General features: G+C 39.0%; 11 protein-coding genes. All 11 read left to right on the top strand.

The features are described 5' to 3' along the window. The first annotated feature begins 19 nt into the window (after positions 1 to 19). The 11 genes from EGI26_RS14815 (at position 20) to rpoC (ending at position 17,761) form a co-directional block, all read left to right on the top strand. Positions 20 to 2,191 carry a hypothetical protein gene (locus EGI26_RS14815; protein ID WP_255079535.1) on the top strand — a complete coding sequence of 724 codons (2,172 nt, stop codon included), beginning with the start codon at positions 20 to 22 and terminating at the stop codon, positions 2,189 to 2,191. A 7-nt stretch (positions 2,192 to 2,198) separates the two neighbouring features. Continuing rightward, positions 2,199 to 3,314 carry a glycosyltransferase gene (locus tag EGI26_RS14810; protein ID WP_255079534.1) on the top strand — a complete coding sequence of 372 codons (1,116 nt, stop codon included), beginning with the start codon at positions 2,199 to 2,201 and terminating at the stop codon, positions 3,312 to 3,314. Continuing rightward, positions 3,311 to 4,066: a bifunctional 2-polyprenyl-6-hydroxyphenol methylase/3-demethylubiquinol 3-O-methyltransferase UbiG gene (locus tag EGI26_RS14805; RefSeq protein WP_255079533.1), complete on the top strand. Its 756-nt coding sequence runs from the start codon at positions 3,311 to 3,313 to the stop codon at positions 4,064 to 4,066. Before EGI26_RS14810 ends, EGI26_RS14805 begins: the two co-directional genes overlap by 4 nt. A gap of 1 nt (position 4,067) precedes the next feature. Next, the gene (locus EGI26_RS14800; protein WP_255079530.1) at positions 4,068 to 5,336 is read left to right on the top strand and encodes an oligosaccharide flippase family protein; all 1,269 of its coding nucleotides are present in this window, start codon (positions 4,068 to 4,070) and stop codon (positions 5,334 to 5,336) included. Then, positions 5,302 to 6,729: an O-antigen ligase gene (locus tag EGI26_RS14795; protein WP_255079524.1), complete on the top strand. Its 1,428-nt coding sequence runs from the start codon at positions 5,302 to 5,304 to the stop codon at positions 6,727 to 6,729. The genes EGI26_RS14800 and EGI26_RS14795 overlap by 35 nt, the downstream gene beginning before the upstream one ends. A 308-nt stretch (positions 6,730 to 7,037) precedes the next feature. Next, complete coding sequence (gene rplK, locus EGI26_RS14790; RefSeq protein ID WP_255079523.1) at positions 7,038 to 7,475, top strand: 50S ribosomal protein L11; 438 nt, start codon at positions 7,038 to 7,040, stop codon at positions 7,473 to 7,475. 55 nt (positions 7,476 to 7,530) lie between these two features. Then, a complete protein-coding gene (rplA, locus tag EGI26_RS14785) occupies positions 7,531 to 8,229 on the top strand; it encodes a 50S ribosomal protein L1 (protein WP_255079516.1) in 699 nt (232 codons plus the stop codon). 2 nt (positions 8,230 to 8,231) lie between these two features. Continuing rightward, positions 8,232 to 8,765, top strand: coding sequence for a 50S ribosomal protein L10 (gene rplJ / locus EGI26_RS14780; protein ID WP_255079515.1), 534 nt, complete (start codon positions 8,232 to 8,234; stop codon positions 8,763 to 8,765). A gap of 75 nt (positions 8,766 to 8,840) precedes the next feature. After that, the gene (gene rplL, locus EGI26_RS14775) at positions 8,841 to 9,221 is read left to right on the top strand and encodes a 50S ribosomal protein L7/L12 (RefSeq protein WP_255079513.1); all 381 of its coding nucleotides are present in this window, start codon (positions 8,841 to 8,843) and stop codon (positions 9,219 to 9,221) included. Between the two features lie 339 nt (positions 9,222 to 9,560). Further along, a complete protein-coding gene (gene rpoB / locus EGI26_RS14770) occupies positions 9,561 to 13,418 on the top strand; it encodes a DNA-directed RNA polymerase subunit beta (RefSeq protein ID WP_255079512.1) in 3,858 nt (1,285 codons plus the stop codon). A 35-nt stretch (positions 13,419 to 13,453) separates the two neighbouring features. After that, complete coding sequence (gene rpoC / locus EGI26_RS14765; RefSeq protein WP_255079510.1) at positions 13,454 to 17,761, top strand: DNA-directed RNA polymerase subunit beta'; 4,308 nt, start codon at positions 13,454 to 13,456, stop codon at positions 17,759 to 17,761. Positions 17,762 to 17,939 lie beyond the last annotated feature (178 nt).

The raw sequence follows: 17,939 nt of genomic DNA, 5'->3' as shown, positions 1-17,939 counted from the left end.
GAAAACTCTAAAATAGGATATGAATTTAATTGAGTTTATCCGTCTTATTCGAAAGAATCTCTTGCTGCTCATGTTTGTGCCTTTGCTGATGGCCGTGAGTACATATTTTCTTACAAAAAATGCAGAGAGAGAATTTACAAGCACGGCAATGATTTATACAGGGCTTTCCACTGGTTTTAATATAGAAAGTACTGGCGAAATGAGAAAAGATCAATTTGTTGTAAATAATTCTTTTGAAAATATACTTAACACAATTCGTTCAAAACAAACTATGCGTGAGGTGTCGTTTAAGTTACTAAGCCAAATATTAGTTTTAGAGAAAGCGGACGGTAAAACAGCAAATCCAAAGACCTTTGAAAAAGTGAATGAGCTGATTCCTATTCATGTTAGAAAAAAAATAGTAGTACGCAATAATCCACAACAGACCTATATTAACCTACAGAATGCATATGATAATGAGAGCCCAAAGGAAATTCGCAAACTATATAACGACGGCAATAGTCCATTTAGCTTAAAAGCTTTGAGTGAAGTAAAAGCAGTGAGAAAAGGAAGCTCAGACATGATTGAGCTTTCTTATACTCTCACAGACAAGGGTTTGTGTGAAACAACCCTCCGTATGTTTATTGATATTTTTATGGAAAAATATAAAGGACTAAAAGTGTCAGAAACAGGCAATGTCGTGGAATATTTTCAAAATCAATTATCAACAGCCAAACAAGACCTTAATGTGGCTGAGGATAGACTAAAGTTTTTTAGAGAAGATGGTCAAATACTCAATTACTACGAACAAACAAAAGCACTTGCGGGCAAGAAAGAAGACATCACTGATGAACAAAGTAGACTTACAGGAGAGCTCGATGCCGCAGATAATGCTTTAAGAAAATTAGAACAAAAGCTTACTATTAACCGTGAGTCTTTCTTTAAAAATAATGAACTACTAACTCAGAAGGAAACAATTTCAAACTTGACTTCAGAAATAGCCAAGAATTCATTGAATCCGAACTATTCAGGTCAAGATAAGCTCAGCGAAAAAGTAAAACAACACGAAAAGCAACTTACTGAAGGAGTAAGAAATTTATACGCCCGCACACACTCAACAGAAAATGTTCAAATCAACAACCTATTAGATTCTTGGCTTGAAAATATGATTTTGGTAGAAAAGAATAGAGCCAGAGTTAAAGTTCTGGATAATAGAATGAGTGAAATTAAAAGAGACTATGCGAGGTTTGCTCCTCTGGGATCTGGATTGTCTAGACTTGAACGCGAAATAGACGTCCATGAAAGAGCGTACATCCAAATTTTACACGATCTCAATCAAGCTCTTTTAAGAAAACAAAGTATAGAGCTGTCTTCTAAGCTCAATGTCATAGACAAACCAATGACTATAGAACTACCATCAAAAAAAATGATGTTGGTTATTCTGTCTGGTTTGGTTGGCTTTGTAGGAATTCTTGCAGGATTGGTGGTTTTAGAAATTAGCGACCAAACCATCAAGACCATAGAAAGAGCCATAGAAATGACGGGTCTTGAGGCAGTGGGAGCATTACCGATTTTAAACAAAGATAACCCAAAGCACCAAAAGATTTCCGAGACATTGCTCGGCCAAATAGTAACCAATTGTAAACTCAAGATTAGTCCAAATAGATTAGGCTCTTCTACGCCTTTGATTTTATTTAGTAGCACGCAAGTACTAGAAGGTAAGTCATTTATAAGTGAAAAAGTCGCCGAGCATCTAAGAAAGTCTGGTGCCTCTGTGTTATTAATTGTCTCAGGAGATACAGAAAGTACGGTACTCCAAAACGGGAAACTAATATATCCAAAATCGAAATATTTGAGTGAAATGAAAAATATCTCAGAGCTTATCAGCTCCTGGATAGATCCCAATGACTATGATTATTGTTTGTTAGAAATTCCACCGCTTTTGAGTGGTAATGTCCCCACTCAACTATTGCAAAATGCGAACTTGTCTATTCTGACAGTATCAGCAAATAGATCGTGGAAAAAAGCCGATAAAAAGGCAGTACAAATATTAGAAACCTACCATTTTCCAGTTGAAATACTTGTAAATGGCGTATCGTGGGATTCGCTAGAGAATCAGGTTTCAGAAAGCGAAATAAAGAACCCCAAATGGAAAAGTGCAATAAAAAGAGTGTTTAGGTTGGAGTTTCATAATAAAGAATTTATAAACTGATTTTTCTATGAATGCAGATATTGTATGCTTGGGATTGCCCCAGTGGGAGGGCAACTATCAAAAATCTACTGTGGAACTCATGAAAGAGCTAAGTGCTTCGCATAGGATACTATATGTTGAATATACTCGCACTTTAAAAGATACCAAGTTTCCTAAGAGTGCGGTATTGACTAAAAAGTATTCAAGAAATGGAGACGTTATAAATGTACTGACACCACCCACAATAATTCCAATGAACTGGATAGATAACCCCAAAGTTTATGACAAAGTTTTGAGTTTAAATTCTAAAATTTTGCGAAAAGCGATTTTGAGTGCAATGCAAAAGTTGGACATGAAAAACCCCGTTGTTTTAAATGCTTTTCAACCCGCATTCGGGACTAAATTATTGGGTAAACTTCATGAAAAGGCAGTATACTACTACTGCTATGATGAAATGATGGAGGCCCATTGGTGTAAAAAACACAATGCTAATTATGAGAAAGAATTTCTCAAAAAAGTCAAGGGTGCTATTGTAACTTCAGAAGGCTTAAAGAATACAAAAAGTAAATATCAAATAAATACAAAAATGATTCAGAATGGTGTAGAAATGGAATTGTTTGACAGCAAAAGAATGAAGCCCGTGAAAAATAATGTGGTAGGATACATAGGGACGATAGACAATAGAATGGATGTGCCAATTTTAAAACAGTCTATTGAAAGGTTTCCTTATTTAGACTTCATATTTGTTGGTAGAATCACGGACAACAATGTCTTTAAGGCTCTTGAAAATTACAAAAACGTAAAATTTGTGGGTGCAAAAAAGCCTGAAGAGTTAGGTTTTTATCTGGAAAATATGCAGGTAGGTATTATTCCTTTTGTGAAGAATAAGTTTACAAAAAATATTTTTCCCATGAAAATCAATCAATACCTCGCATTTGGAATGCCTGTAGTGTCCACCGATTTTGCCAATTTAGAAGACTTCGGAGATCTTATTTATCAAGGATCCTCTAATCATTTTGTGGAACATCTTTGCAGGGCTGTCTCAGAAGAAAACGATTATAAATTTAACGAGAGAATCTCATTTTCATTGAGCAATTCTTGGAAAAACAAAGCATTAGAACTTTCAAAAATACTACAATCATGACATTAGAATTATTAAACGAAGGCTGCAACTATGCCGAAAATGCATTTTTAGGAGAGAATAGCCACCTCACGCTGGACAAAAAACTCATCAAAGAAAACTTTGATTTTACGAACAAGAAAATTCTTGATTTTGGATGTGGAATGGGAGGAATGACCCTTTGGTATGCCACTCAATGGAATTGCAGAGTTCATGGTGTTGATGTAGACCCCAATCATATAGAAATTGCTGAAATTCTTAGGACCAAACACAAAGTCAAAAATGTGAATTTTGAGCTTAGAAATGTATTAGAAAAGCCCCTCACTGAAAAATACGATTATATCATATTAAACGATGTGGCCGAGCACATTCCTATGGATATTCTTGACAAAATATTAGTTCAACTCAAGGCTTCATTAGCACCGGGCGGAGGTATTTTCTTAAGTTATCCGCCATGGGAAGGCCCATATGCTTCGCATCTTAACCATGTTTTGCGTTTACCTTGGTGTCAATTTTTGCCTGACTTTTTGTTGAAGAAAATCATGAAGAATAAAGACAGAGAATTGGTCGGTAAGAAAACTATTATGGAAGAATATTATGAACTTAATCACCTCAATCATGGACGGTTGAGTAGAATAGTCGACAAAATTGGTTTAAATATGAAGTATCGAAAGAGCCATTCAAGGCTAAACAGATATGCTTGGTTAAGCAATAAAAACATCAATTTTGGAATATTCAAATTCTTAATTACTAAGGAAATAGTAGTTTTTGGCTGATATGAAAAAAATATTGAAAAACTCGAGGGTTTGGCTAATGGTAGGCAACATTTTCAATGCAGGATTTGGATTTTTAAGCATTGGTATTTTGGCTCGCTCGCTAAGTACAGACGACTTTGGTTCTTGGGTTATATTTGTAACCAACATGGGCTTTGTAGAAATGATTCGCTCGGGCTTTGTTTATCAAGCTCTCGTGAAGTTTGTTTCTAGTGCTGAAAATGAGCAAGATAGCCAAAGGATAACCAATGCTGCTTGGCAAATAAGCACCTTATTGTCTGTTGTTTTGGCATTTATCATTTTTATTTCGCAGTTTTTATTTTCTGCAGGAATCAAAGCCAATCACTTCGAGCTCTTTTTTCAATATTACCCTATTGTATTGATGTTGATGCTACCCATCAACATGGCTACTTGGGTAGCTCATGCCAACCAGAAATATTTCAAAATGTGGCTAGTGAATTTCTTAAGTAGTTTCCCTTTTTTGCTGATAATTTTTATATTTAAAAATTCAAAGCTTATCGAAATCTTATGGGTTTTTGCCGCAGTTAGAGGTTCGGTGGGTCTTCTGTGTCTTTTTGACTCAAAATATAGAATTACCATACAGCCAGACATAAAAACCATAAAAGAATTGTTAGGCTTCAGTAAATTTACTGTTCTTACTACTATAAGTACGAATATCCTTAAAAGTGCCGATGTGTTGTTGATTAATGCTTTTTTAGGGCCTACAATGGTTGCCATTTACAACATTCCGCTTAAGTTGTTAGAAGTCGTTGAGATACCCCTTCGAAGTTGGGCAATGTCCGCCTTCCCAAGGCTGTCCAAGCTTGCAGCCGAAGGAAATCTCTCTCAGTTTAAGTCCAATTTTACCAAAGAAGTCAAATATTTTACACTTTTGCTATTGCCATTTCTTGGAATAGCTTTCCATTTTTCGGAACAAATCGTCTTCTTATATGCTGGAGAAGCCTTTGTTGCGGCATCTCCTATTCTTAAAGTTTTTACTATTTACTTATTAATAATGCCGCTTGATAGATATCTCGGTATTGCCTTAGATAGTGTCAATTTGCCTCATATTAATACCATGAAGGTAGTTTTGATGGCATCACTAAATATTTTTGGCGATTGGTACATACTTTCTCATCATTTGAATTTAGAAGCGGTGGCTATGGTGACCGTCGCTAATACCTTATTTGGCATTTTTGTTGGATTGTTTTTTATTAACAAAAAACTTAGTGTCCAAAATGGAAAATTTTTCATTCCAGCAAGCTCAAAATAACAGTACCCTCAGGAAAATTCCAATTTTGTTTTGCATAATAGCATTTGCCATTACTGTGTCTTATGCCTTATCTAAGCTTGGCATACTCATTGGTCTTACTCTGCTTATTTTACCATTTGTTGGATATTTTTTATATCTACTTTTTACTTATCCTAAATTTGGCCTGTACAGTACTGTGTTTATGGGTTTTGCTGCAAATGGACTGACACGATATATTAATGCCCCCCTTGGCTTAGCTATTGATGCCCTTTTGGTTCTCACATATTTGGCTATTTATCTTAAGAAGGAAAAATATGATTGGTCAAAAGTTAAAAATGGGCTAACCTATGCAGCCATTATTTGGATGGCTTACAGTTTTTTTCAGATTTTCAATCCTGAGGCTAGAAGTTTTGAAGCTTGGTTTTATGCTATGCGTGGAGTTTCTCTTTATATGTTATTAGCCATTCCTTTGGTCTTTGTCTTGTTTGATTCACAAAAGGACTTAGATAAATTTCTTCACATTTGGCTAGTTATGTCTATTCTTGGCACTTTGGTGGGCATGAAACAATTGATAATTGGGGTAGATAGTTATGAACAAGCATGGCTTGATGCAGGTGCTGCTAAACAGCACATCTTGTTTGGTAAACTTCGTGTATTCTCATTTTACTCAGATGCAGGTCAATTCGGAGCCGCTCAAGGTCATGCAATGGTGGTTTCTATGATTTTATTTTTAGGCAATAACCTGTCGTTAAGAAGAAAAATATTTTATCTAGGAGCATTCTTTTTGTCATTATACGGCATGATGGTGTCTGGCACACGTGGGGCTATGGCTGTGCCAGCCTTGGGTTTTATGACTTATTTTCTGCTCAGCAAAAACTTCAAAGTATTCGGAGCTGGTATTTTTACTGGAGCCGCTGTTTTTGTTTTTCTGAAATTTACTAAAATTGCACAAGGAGTTTATGCAGTAAATAGAATGCGGACAGCCCTTGATCCCAACGACGCCTCTTTGTTGGTCAGATTAGAAAACCAAAAGAAGCTTTCGGCATATTTGGCTGCAAGGCCATTTGGTGGAGGCATTGGCTCAGCTGGCAGCTGGGGATTAAGATTTAGTCCAAACTCCTTTTTAGCTCAAACTCCCACGGACAGTTGGTTTGTAAAAATATGGGCAGAAGAAGGCATGATAGGCCTTACCCTTCATTTGGCCATTCTGTTTTTTATAGCTTTTAAGGCAGGTATAGTTTTATGGAAAATGCCCAACAGTGCCCTTAGACAAAAACTGATAGCTATTTTTTCTGGGACGATAGGCATATACATGGCCAGCTATGGCAACGGTATATTAGGCCAAATGCCTACTGGTATTCTGATGTATATGGGCTGGGCGTTTTTGTTTATGAAGAGTGAGGTAGTTAATTGAGAGCCAAGGTTTTTGTATTCATAGCCTTTTTAAAATCCCCAAACATATTTCCCAAAAATCTTTTGCAATAAAAAAATAATTTTCTACCTTTGCAGTCCATTTTGGGCAGCTTGTCCATTTTGGCGAAGTTTTTCTCTGTCTCTTGTCATATTATCAATATGTTAGGCTTCCCCTGAGGAGTATGAGAAAAAACTTTGGAGAATCGGATGACCATCTGTTTTTCAGGCTTTGGATTGTGACTACAAAGCTATGACGGTAGATTGAGTTCGTTAGTTCGTATTTCTCAAATTTTTAAATGTAAAAAGACAATGGCGAAAGACATCGCAGGATACTTAAAATTACAAGCTAAGGGTGGTCAAGCCAACCCAGCACCTCCTATTGGTCCAGCTTTGGGTTCGAAGGGTATCAACATCATGGAGTTCTGTAAGCAGTTCAATGCTAGAACACAAGATAAAATGGGCCAAGTGGTTCCTGTATTGATTACATACTATACAGACAAATCATTTGAGTTCGTTATCAAAACCCCTCCTACAGCTGTATTGCTTATAGAGGCTTCTAAAGTGAAGAAAGGTTCAGACCAACCAAACCGTAACAAAGTTGGGTCGGTATCATGGGATCAAGTGAAGGCAATTGCCGAAACTAAAATGCCAGACCTTAACTGCTTCACAATAGAATCAGCTATGAAAATGATAGCAGGTACTGCAGCAAACATGGGAATCACCATCAATGGTGCAAGTCCTTTTTAATTAATTAAACAAAATGGGAGTCACTGCCTCGAGCGTGACGTTAATTACCAAAATTATGGCTAGAATAAGCAAAAAAAGAAAAGAAGCTCTATCGAAGTTTGATGCGACAAAATCGTACAGCTTGGTAGAAGCGGCTGAAATTTTGAAACAAATCTCTTACACTAAGTTTGACTCATCAATTGATATTGACGTTAGATTAGGTGTTGACCCTCGTAAAGCAGACCAAATGGTTCGTGGAGTTGTAGCACTTCCTCACGGTACTGGTAAAACTGTTCGCGTATTGGTTCTTTGTTCTCCTGATAAGGAAGAAGAGGCTAAAGCAGCAGGTGCTGACTACGTAGGTCTAGACGAGTACATTTCAAAAATCGAAAAAGGCTGGACAGATATCGACGTGATTATCACCATGCCAACTGTAATGGCGAAACTTGGTCGTTTAGGTAAAATATTAGGTCCAAGAGGCTTAATGCCAAACCCTAAATCAGGCACAGTAACGCTAGAAGTAGGTAAAGCGGTAACAGAAGTGAAAGCTGGTAAAATCGACTTTAAAGTTGACAAAACTGGTATCATCCACGCAGGTATTGCAAAGGTATCTTTCGATGCAAGCAAGATTGCTGATAACGCTAACGAGATTATCCAAACATTGGTTAAGCTTAAGCCTTCTTCAGCAAAAGGTACTTATGTGAAAGGCATAGCTTTGTCTAGCACAATGAGTCCAGGTATTCAGATTGACAAATCAACTATAATAGGACTGTAATCATGAGAAGAGAAGAAAAAGCACTCATTATCGAGAGTCTTACCGAAAAGTTTGCCAACATTCCTTATTTCTATATCACTGACGCAAGCGGTATGTCTGTTGCTAAAACCAACAAACTTAGACGTCTTTGTTTCGACAGAGGTATTGAGTATGTAGTAGTGAAAAACACACTTATCGAGAAGGCACTTGAGACGCTCGACACAGATTACACGGCTTTCAACGAGTCGGTTCTTAAAGGATTCTCAGGTATTATGTTTCACCCTGAATCGGGTAAAGCTGCTGCCAAATTGATCAAGGATTTCTTGAAAGAAAACAAAGACTCAATCAAGCTTAAAGGAGCTTCAATAGACGGTGGATTGTATGTTGGTCATGACCAATTAGACGCTCTAACGAACTTGAAATCTAAAGCTGAAATGATTGGCGAAGTAATCGGATTGCTACAATCACCTGCTAAAAATGTCATTGGTGCATTGCAGAGTGGTGGCAACAAACTGGCTGGAATTCTTAAAACTCTTTCAGAGAAAGAAGCAGCCTAATTTTTTTAACCGGATGCCGCAAGGTGCAGCATTCATTTTTTTAAATATTGTTTATAAAATAAAAATTCTATAGAAATGGCAGATTTGAAAGCATTCGCTGAACAATTAGTTAATTTGACAGTAAAAGAGGTTAATGAGCTTGCAGCTATCCTCAAAGACGAATATGGTATTGAGCCAGCTGCTGCTGGTGCTGTAATGGTAGCTGGTCCAGCTGCTGGTGGTGAAGTTGAAGCTGCTGCTGAGCAAACAGCTTTTGACGTGATCCTTAAATCAGGTGGTGCTAACAAACTTCAAGTTGTGAAGTTGGTTAAAGACCTTACAGGTTTAGGTTTGAAAGAAGCTAAGGAATTAGTTGATTCAGCTCCTAAAGCTTTGAAAGAAGGTATCGCTAAAGACGAAGCTACAGCTCTTAAAGCTCAGTTAGAAGAAGCTGGTGCTGAAGTAGAAATTAAATAATTTCTCGTAAAGCATTTACAATCAGACTCAGGTCAGAGCGTTATAGTTCTGGCCGAGTCTTTTTGTCGTTTAAAAAAGGGACATAGTTTTAGATGATTTTTTATGAAAATTTAGAACGAATGTCATAGCTAAAAGCTACAAAAAAACACAACATTTAAAAACATTTGGAGCTCACACTCCAGCAAGACTTTTTACCCGATACACTTCTGTTTTTCGTAGGGCAGATGCAAAGGGGTAAAATCGTTTTTCTTCACTGCGATTTTTTCATGATAGGTCAAACCCAGCGTTTGAGTATCATCAAGTTTTTTAAAATATTTTTCATTAAAACAATTTAAAACCTTGAAATTGACAGAAACCGGAAGGAAGTCCTTTGCAAGCGTTCAAGCCGTACTTGAGTATCCTGACTTCTTGGATATCCAATTGCAATCGTTTACTGAATTTTTCCAGATTGATACACCAGCCGAAAGCCGTAGAGCTGAGGGTTTGTATCAAACATTTATGGATAATTTCCCGATTGCAGACTCGCGTGAGAACTATGTTCTTGAGTTCGTTGATTACACAATCGACCAACCAAAATACTCTGTAGATGAGTGTATCGACAGAGGTTTAACCTACTCAGTGCCATTGAAAGCAAAACTAAGATTGCTTTGTAATGACTCTGATAATGAAGAGTTTGAAACTATAGAGCAAGAAGTGTTCTTGGGAAATATCCCTTACATGACAGGCCGTGGTTCATTCGTCATCAATGGTGCCGAAAGGGTAATTGTATCGCAATTGCACCGTTCGCCAGGCGTGTTTTTCTCTATGAGTAAGCACACCAACGGTACCAAACTTTATTCTGCTAGGGTAATACCTATGAAGGGTTCATGGATCGAATTCTCTACTGACGTAAACAACGTCATGTATGCTTACATCGACCGTAAAAAGAAATTCCCAGTAACTACGCTACTTCGTTCGATTGGCTACGGTACTGACAAAGACATCTTAGATTTATTCGGATTGTCAGAAGAGATTACTTCTACCAAAGAAAACCTTAAAGCAGTAGTTGGTCGTAGACTAGCTGCTAGGGTTTTGAAAACTTGGACGGAAGACTTCGTAGATGAAGACACCGGTGAGGTGGTTTCTATCGACAGAAACGAAGTGATTCTTGAAAGAGATTCAGTTATTTCTGAAACTGACGTTGAGCTTATTCTTGACACGCAAGCAAAATCGGTGATTATTCACAAAGAAGATGCTAACGTATCGGAGTTTAACATCATTTACAATACATTACAAAAAGATAGCTCAAACTCTGAAAAAGAGGCTGTTGAGCAAATCTACCGTCAGTTGAGAAACACTGAGGCACCTGACGAAGCTACCGCTCGTGAGATTATCCAAGGTTTGTTCTTTTCTGACAAACGTTATGACTTAGGTGAAGTTGGTAGATACAGAGTAAATACTAAATTGAGCCTTGATACTCCTTTGGAAACTTCGGTTTTGACCAAAGAAGATATCATCTCTATCGTTAAATATTTGATTGGTCTTATCAATTCAAAGGCAGTTGTCGATGATATTGACCACCTTTCAAACAGACGTGTACGTACTGTAGGTGAGCAACTTTCTGGCCAGTTTGGCGTAGGTCTTGCTCGGATGGCCCGTACCATCAAAGAAAGAATGAACGTTCGTGATAACGAAGACTTCAAGCCAGTTGATTTAATTAACGCTCGTACTTTGTCATCGGTTATCAACTCATTCTTTGGTACAAACCAGCTTTCTCAGTTTATGGATCAAACCAATCCATTGGCAGAGATTACCCACAAGCGTCGTCTTTCGGCTTTAGGGCCGGGAGGTCTTTCTCGTGAAAGAGCAGGTTTTGAGGTTCGTGACGTTCACTACACGCACTACGGTCGTCTTTGTACTATCGAAACCCCAGAGGGTCCAAACATCGGTTTGATTTCTTCGCTTTGTACTTATGCGAAAATCAATTCAATGGGCTTCATCGAAACTCCGTATATGAAAATAGACGGTGGTAAAATGACTGGAACCATAGAATACTTAACAGCTGAAGAAGAAGATGGTAAGCACATTGCGATGGCAACTGCCGATACCAAAAACGACGGAAACTTCAGTGTGGACTTATTGAAATGTAGATTTGAAGGTGACTTCCCATTGAAGCGTCCTGAAGAAATTGAATACATGGATATTGCTCCAAACCAGATCGTATCTATAGCTGCTTCGATGATTCCTTTCCTTGAGCATGATGATGCCAACCGTGCCTTGATGGGTTCGAACATGCAACGTCAAGCCGTGCCTTTGTTGCGTCCAGAAGCTCCTATCGTGGGCACTGGCCTTGAGGGTAAATTGGCTCGTGATTCTCGTACTTTGATTGTTGCTGACGGTGAAGGTGTTATAGAATATGTGGATGCTCAGAAAATCGTAGTTAACTACGAATGGTCTGACAACCAAAGGCTTGTAAACTTCGATACGAATATGAAGACTTACAACCTTATTAAATTCAGAAGAACCAACCAAGACACTTGTATCAACTTACGTCCGATTGTATTGAAAGGACAAAAAGTTAAAGTAGGTCAGATATTGGTAGAGGGATATGCAACACAAGGTGGCGAACTTGCACTTGGACGTAACCTACAGGTTGCCTTCATGCCTTGGCAAGGATACAACTTTGAGGATGCTATCGTAATTTCTGAAAAAGTTGTTCGTGACGATATCTTTACTTCGATTCACATCGAAGAGTTTGACCTTGAAGTAAGAGATACAAAACGTGGAGAAGAAGAACTTACGGCTGAGATACCTAACGTATCTGAGGAAGCAGTTAAGAATCTTGACGAAAACGGTATCGTTAGAACAGGTACACACATCAAAGAAGGTGATATCTTGATTGGAAAAATCACTCCAAAAGGAGAGTCAGATCCAACACCAGAAGAAAAACTTCTAAGAGCCATCTTTGGTGACAAAGCCGGTGATGTGAAAGACGCTTCTAAGAAAGCCTCTCCTTCTTTAAGAGGAGTAATTATCGACACCAAATTGTTCTCTCGTCCTACTAAAGAGGAAAGAGTAAAACACAAAGAAGAGTTGAAAGTATTGGCTAAGAGCCACAGCAAGTCATTGATGGAGCTGAAAGGCATCATGATAGACAAAATGGTTGCTCTTTTAGACAACGAAACTTGTAATGGTGTTAAACATAAATTTGGAGAGGAGTTAATTTCTAAAGGTGTTAAGTTTAATAAATCTAACATCTCAAACAATTTATTCCCTGACAAAAACCCATTTGTTGACGAAAGCTCATACAACGTTCCAGAAGAAGCCAATCTATTAGGTGATATTATTTTGGAAGGATGGGTAAGCAACGACGAGACGAATGCTTTGTTGGTTTCATTGGTTAAAAATTATTTGACCAAAAGAAGCGAGCTAATTGGTATCTACAAAAGAGAGAAATTTGTACTTGAAGTAGGCGATGAGCTTCCAGCAGGTATCGTGAAATTGGCCAAAGTGTACATCGCTAAGAAACGTAAGTTGAAAGTGGGTGACAAGATGGCGGGCCGTCACGGTAACAAAGGTGTGGTTGCGAGAATTGTTCGTGACGAAGACATGCCTTTCTTGGAAGACGGAAATACAATGGACATCGTTCTTAACCCTCTGGGTGTACCTTCAAGGATGAACATCGGTCAGCTATATGAAGTAGTATTGGGATGGGCTGGTAGAAAACTAGGCCGTAAATATGCTACTCCAATCTTTGACGGTGCTTCTGCTGAAGAAGTTAACGAAGAAGTGAAAGAGGCAGGTTTGGGTGAATACGGACGTACACAGCTTTACAATGGTCTTACAGGTGAGCCTTTTGACCAAAAAGTAACGGTGGGTATCATGTACATGCTTAAACTGGGTCACTTGGTAGATGATAAAATGCACGCTCGTTCTATCGGACCATACTCGTTGATTACACAACAACCATTGGGTGGTAAAGCTCAGTTTGGTGGTCAGCGTTTTGGAGAGATGGAGGTTTGGGCTCTTGAGGCATTCGGTGCTTCTCATGTACTTCGTGAAATCTTAACGCTTAAGTCAGATGACGTGTTGGGTAGAGCTAAGGCTTACGAAGCTATCGTAAAAGGTGAAAACCTTCCGAAAGCAAGTATTCCTGAGTCGTTCAACGTATTGGTGCATGAGCTAAGAGGTCTTGCATTAGAAATCACTCTTGTTTAATTAAAATATATCATTTTCATTAAAAGCATTAGAAAATGTCATTAAAGAAAAATAAAAAGCTAAACAGCGATTTTAATAGCATAACCATCAGTTTGGCCTCTCCAGAATCTATTTTGGAAGGGTCTTATGGTGAGGTTACGCAACCCGAGACTATCAATTACAGAACTTACAAGCCAGAGATGGGCGGTTTGTTTTGTGAGCGTATTTTCGGACCAGTAAAAGACTGGGAATGTCACTGTGGCAAATATAAAAGAATTCGTTATAAAGGTATTATCTGCGACCGTTGCGGGGTAGAAGTTACTGAGAAGAAAGTGCGTAGAGAAAGAATGGGCCACATTGAATTGGTCGTTCCAGTTGCTCACATTTGGTATTTCAGAAGCTTACCCAACAAAATAGGATATATCTTAGGTCTTTCTTCTAAAAAACTGGATCAAGTTATCTATTACGAGAGATACGTAGTAGTACAAGCCGGTATCAAAGAAGAAGATGGTATAACTAAAATGGACTTCTTGACAGAAGAAGAATATTTGGATATTTTGGACAAGTTGCCAAGAGAAAACCAAATGCTTCCTGACGAAGATCCAAACAAATTCATCGCCAAGATGGGTGCTGAGTCATTGTATATGTTGCTTTCAAGAATCAAATTGGACGAACTTTCGTACGAATTGCGTCACCAAGCAGCTACTGACACATCTCAGCAACGTAAGGCAGAGGCTTTGAAAAGACTTAAAGTTGTTGAGTCATTCAGAGATTCTCGTACCAGAATAGACAACAGACCTGAGTGGATGGTGATCCGTATGGTGCCAGTTATTCCACCAGAATTGCGTCCTTTGGTGCCTCTAGATGGTGGTCGTTTTGCTACATCTGACTTAAATGATCTTTATAGAAGAGTAATTATCAGAAACAACCGTCTAAAAAGACTGTTGGAAATCAAAGCTCCTGAAGTAATCCTACGTAACGAAAAACGTATGTTGCAAGAAGCCGTAGATTCACTTTTTGACAACTCACGTAAAGTAAACGCCGTAAGATCAGACGGTAACCGTGCCTTGAAATCACTTTCAGATATGTTGAAAGGTAAGCAAGGTCGTTTCCGTCAAAACTTATTGGGTAAAAGGGTTGACTACTCCGGCCGGTCGGTTATTGTGGTAGGACCTGAGCTTAAATTGCACGAATGTGGTCTTCCAAAAGACATGGCTGCTGAGTTATTTAAGCCGTTTGTTATCAGAAAATTGATAGAAAGAGGTATAGTTAAGACGGTAAAATCTGCTAAGAAAATAGTAGATCGTAAAGACGCAGTGATTTGGGATATCCTTGAAAACGTATTGAAAGGGCACCCAGTTATGCTAAACCGTGCTCCTACGCTTCACCGTTTGGGTATTCAAGCTTTCCAACCAAAATTGGTGGAAGGTAAAGCTATCCAGCTCCACCCATTAGTATGTACAGCCTTCAACGCTGACTTTGACGGTGACCAGATGGCGGTACACGTACCACTAGGTCAAGAGGCAGTAATGGAAGCTTCGGTATTGATGCTTTCATCGCACAACATCCTTAACCCGGCCAACGGAGCACCTATCACGGTACCTTCACAGGACATGGTTTTGGGTCTGTATTATGTTACAAAAGGCAAGAGATCAACGCCAGAAGAAATAATTCTTGGTGAAGGAAAAACTTTCTATTCGTCAGAAGAAGTAATAATAGCGATGAACGAAGGACAACTTTCGAAACATGCGATTATCAATGTAAAAACCAAAATCAAAGACGAAACAACAGGTCAGATAGTTGAGAAAATTATCGAAACTGTAGCTGGTAGAGTATTGTTCAACCAGTGTGTTCCTGAGAAAGTGGGTTATATCAATGAGCTTTTAACGAAGAAAAAACTTCAAGGAATTATCGGTAGAGTATTCAAAGAAGTAAGTTTTGCTCGTACGGCTCAATTCTTGGATGAAATCAAAGAATTAGGATTCCAGTCGGCTTTCAAAGGTGGTTTGTCTATCGGTTTGGGAGACATCATGATTCCAGAAGAAAAACAGGCTTTGATTGAGAATGCTAGGGTAGAGGTTGAAGAGGTTCAAAACAACTACATGTTTGGTATTATTACTGAGCGTGAGCGTTATAACCAAATCATCGATATCTGGACACGTGTAAATACAAGATTGAGAGAGACTTTGTTGCGTCAACTAGAAGATGACCGTCAAGGATTTAACCCTGTATATATGATGATGCACTCTGGAGCCCGTGGTTCGCAGGAGCAAATTCGTCAGTTGGGTGGTATGAGAGGTTTGATGGCAAAACCACAGAAAAACATAGCGGGTTCTGTAGGTGAAATCATCGAAAACCCAATCCTTTCTAACTTTAAAGAAGGTTTGGACGTTCTTGAGTACTTTATCTCAACACACGGTGCTCGTAAAGGTTTGGCCGATACAGCCCTAAAAACTGCCGATGCTGGTTACTTGACTCGTCGTTTGCATGACGTAGCTCAAGACGTAGTTATCAACGAAGTGGACTGCGGTACACTAAGAGGTATCAACGTGTCGGCTTTGAAAGAAAACGACGACATCATCGAGCCATTATCTGAAAGGATTCTAGGTAGAGCTTCAGTTCACGATATCATTGATCCTATCACCAAAGAGTTAATCTTGGCAGCAGGAGAAGAAATCACTGAAGAAATAGCAGAAAGAATTGACGAAACAGCGATAGAAACTATCGAAATTCGTTCGGCCCTTACTTGCGAAACCAAAACGGGTGTTTGTGGTAAATGTTATGGTAGAAACTTGGCGTCTGGTCGTATGGCCGATGTGGGGGAAGCTGTAGGTGTTATTGCATCACAATCTATTGGTGAGCCAGGTACTCAGCTTACACTTCGTACATTCCACACCGGTGGTACTGCCATGAACGTGTCTGTGGAAGCCAACATCAAAGCCAAATTCAACGGTAAACTTGATTTTGATGATATCAGAACAGTAGAATCAATTGACAAAGAGGGTAATCCTGCTACAATCGTTATCGGTCGTAGAGGTGAGGTAAGGATCATAGACGAAGCTTCTAAGCAAATCTTGATTTCAAACATTGTCCCTTACGGTTCAACACTGCAAGTAAAAGATGGTCAGAAAGTAGCCAAAGGAGATGCAATCTGTCACTGGGATCAGTTCAACGCAGTTATACTGTCAGAGTTTGACGGTACTGCAGAATACGACTCTATAGTAGAAGGCATTACTTTCCGCGAAGAAGCCGATGAGCAAACTGGTTTCCGCGATAAAGTAATCACAGACTCTAAAGACAGAGCTAAAAACCCATCGATTATTATTAAAACGGCAGACGAAGACAAGGAATATAACCTTCCAGTTAACGCTCGTTTGATGGTAGAAGATGGACAGCAAATAAAAGCGGGTCAGATTTTGGCCAAAATACCAAGAGCTATCAACATGAACCGTGACATCACGGGTGGTTTGCCAAGGGTAACTGAGCTTTTCGAAGCACGTAACCCTTCAAACCCAGCTGTGGTTTCTGAAATCGACGGTGTGGTATCTTATGGTACTATCAAACGTGGTAACAGAGAGATTTACGTTGAGGCAAAAGACGGCACGAAAATCAAGTACATGGTGTCGTTGTCAAAAATGATATTGGTACAAGAAGGTGACTTTATCCGTGCTGGAGAGCCGCTTTCAGACGGAGCCATTACGCCATCAGACATTTTGAGAATCAAAGGGCCAACCGCCGTTCAGGAGTATTTGGTAGATGAAACTCAGGCCGTATATCGTCAGCAAGGTGTGAAAATCTCTGATAAGCACATTGAGGTGATTGTACGTCAGATGATGCAGAAAGTGGACGTTCTTGATGCTGGTGACACGATGTTCCTTGAAATGCAAGCTGTTGACAAATGGACTTTCAGAGAGGAAAATGATAGAATCATAGACAAGAAAGTTGTAATGGATGCTGGTGCATCAGAAAACTTCAAACCTGGTCAGATCATCACCAACCGTGAGTTTAGAGACGAAAACGGTAGATTAAAACGCGAAGACAAAAAACAAATAACAGTAAGAGATGCTCAACCAGCTGTATCACAAGTGATATTGCAGGGTATCACCACGGCGTCGTTGGGTACTGAGTCGTTTATATCTGCGGCGTCGTTCCAAGAGACCACCAAGGTATTGTCAGAAGCTGCTGTAAAAGGTAAGCGTGACGAATTGGCGGGCTTGAAAGAAAACGTAATCGTAGGTCACTTAATACCAGCAGGTACAGGTCGTAGAACCTATCAAAACATACAGGTAAACACTGTAGAAGAGATAGAAGCAGCCAACGCCCGCCGTATGGCTGAGCCACGTAAGAGAGAATATGTAGATTGATATTTTTTCGAAACGATATAGAAAATCCCCCTCGGAGCAATCTGAGGGGGATTTTTTTTGGTTTCTAAGATAGTCAAAAGTTATGACTAAACCCGGAATTCGATAATTTCAATATAAGTATTCAAAAAACCGATTTCCCGCCACAATGGTCAGACCGCTAGGTCGGACCTGAAAAATT

Origin of the sequence: Lacihabitans sp. CCS-44 (assembly GCF_024343735.1) — a bacterium.
GTDB lineage: Bacteria > Bacteroidota > Bacteroidia > Cytophagales > Spirosomataceae > Leadbetterella.
Note: the sequence above shows the minus strand (reverse complement) of the source record. Positions and strands in the feature narration are given on the sequence as shown.

Excerpts from the sequence above, each read along its gene's own strand:
- EGI26_RS14815 (WP_255079535.1), top strand. The coding sequence starts at position 20 with ATGAATTTAATTGAGTTTATCCGTCTTATTCGAAAGAATCTCTTGCTG.
- EGI26_RS14810 (WP_255079534.1), top strand. The coding sequence starts at position 2,199 with ATGAATGCAGATATTGTATGCTTGGGATTGCCCCAGTGGGAGGGCAAC.
- EGI26_RS14805 (WP_255079533.1), top strand. The coding sequence starts at position 3,311 with ATGACATTAGAATTATTAAACGAAGGCTGCAACTATGCCGAAAATGCA.
- EGI26_RS14800 (WP_255079530.1), top strand. The coding sequence starts at position 4,068 with ATGAAAAAAATATTGAAAAACTCGAGGGTTTGGCTAATGGTAGGCAAC.
- EGI26_RS14795 (WP_255079524.1), top strand. The coding sequence starts at position 5,302 with ATGGAAAATTTTTCATTCCAGCAAGCTCAAAATAACAGTACCCTCAGG.
- rplK (WP_255079523.1), top strand. The coding sequence starts at position 7,038 with ATGGCGAAAGACATCGCAGGATACTTAAAATTACAAGCTAAGGGTGGT.
- rplA (WP_255079516.1), top strand. The coding sequence starts at position 7,531 with ATGGCTAGAATAAGCAAAAAAAGAAAAGAAGCTCTATCGAAGTTTGAT.
- rplJ (WP_255079515.1), top strand. The coding sequence starts at position 8,232 with ATGAGAAGAGAAGAAAAAGCACTCATTATCGAGAGTCTTACCGAAAAG.
- rplL (WP_255079513.1), top strand. The coding sequence starts at position 8,841 with ATGGCAGATTTGAAAGCATTCGCTGAACAATTAGTTAATTTGACAGTA.
- rpoC (WP_255079510.1), top strand. The coding sequence starts at position 13,454 with ATGTCATTAAAGAAAAATAAAAAGCTAAACAGCGATTTTAATAGCATA.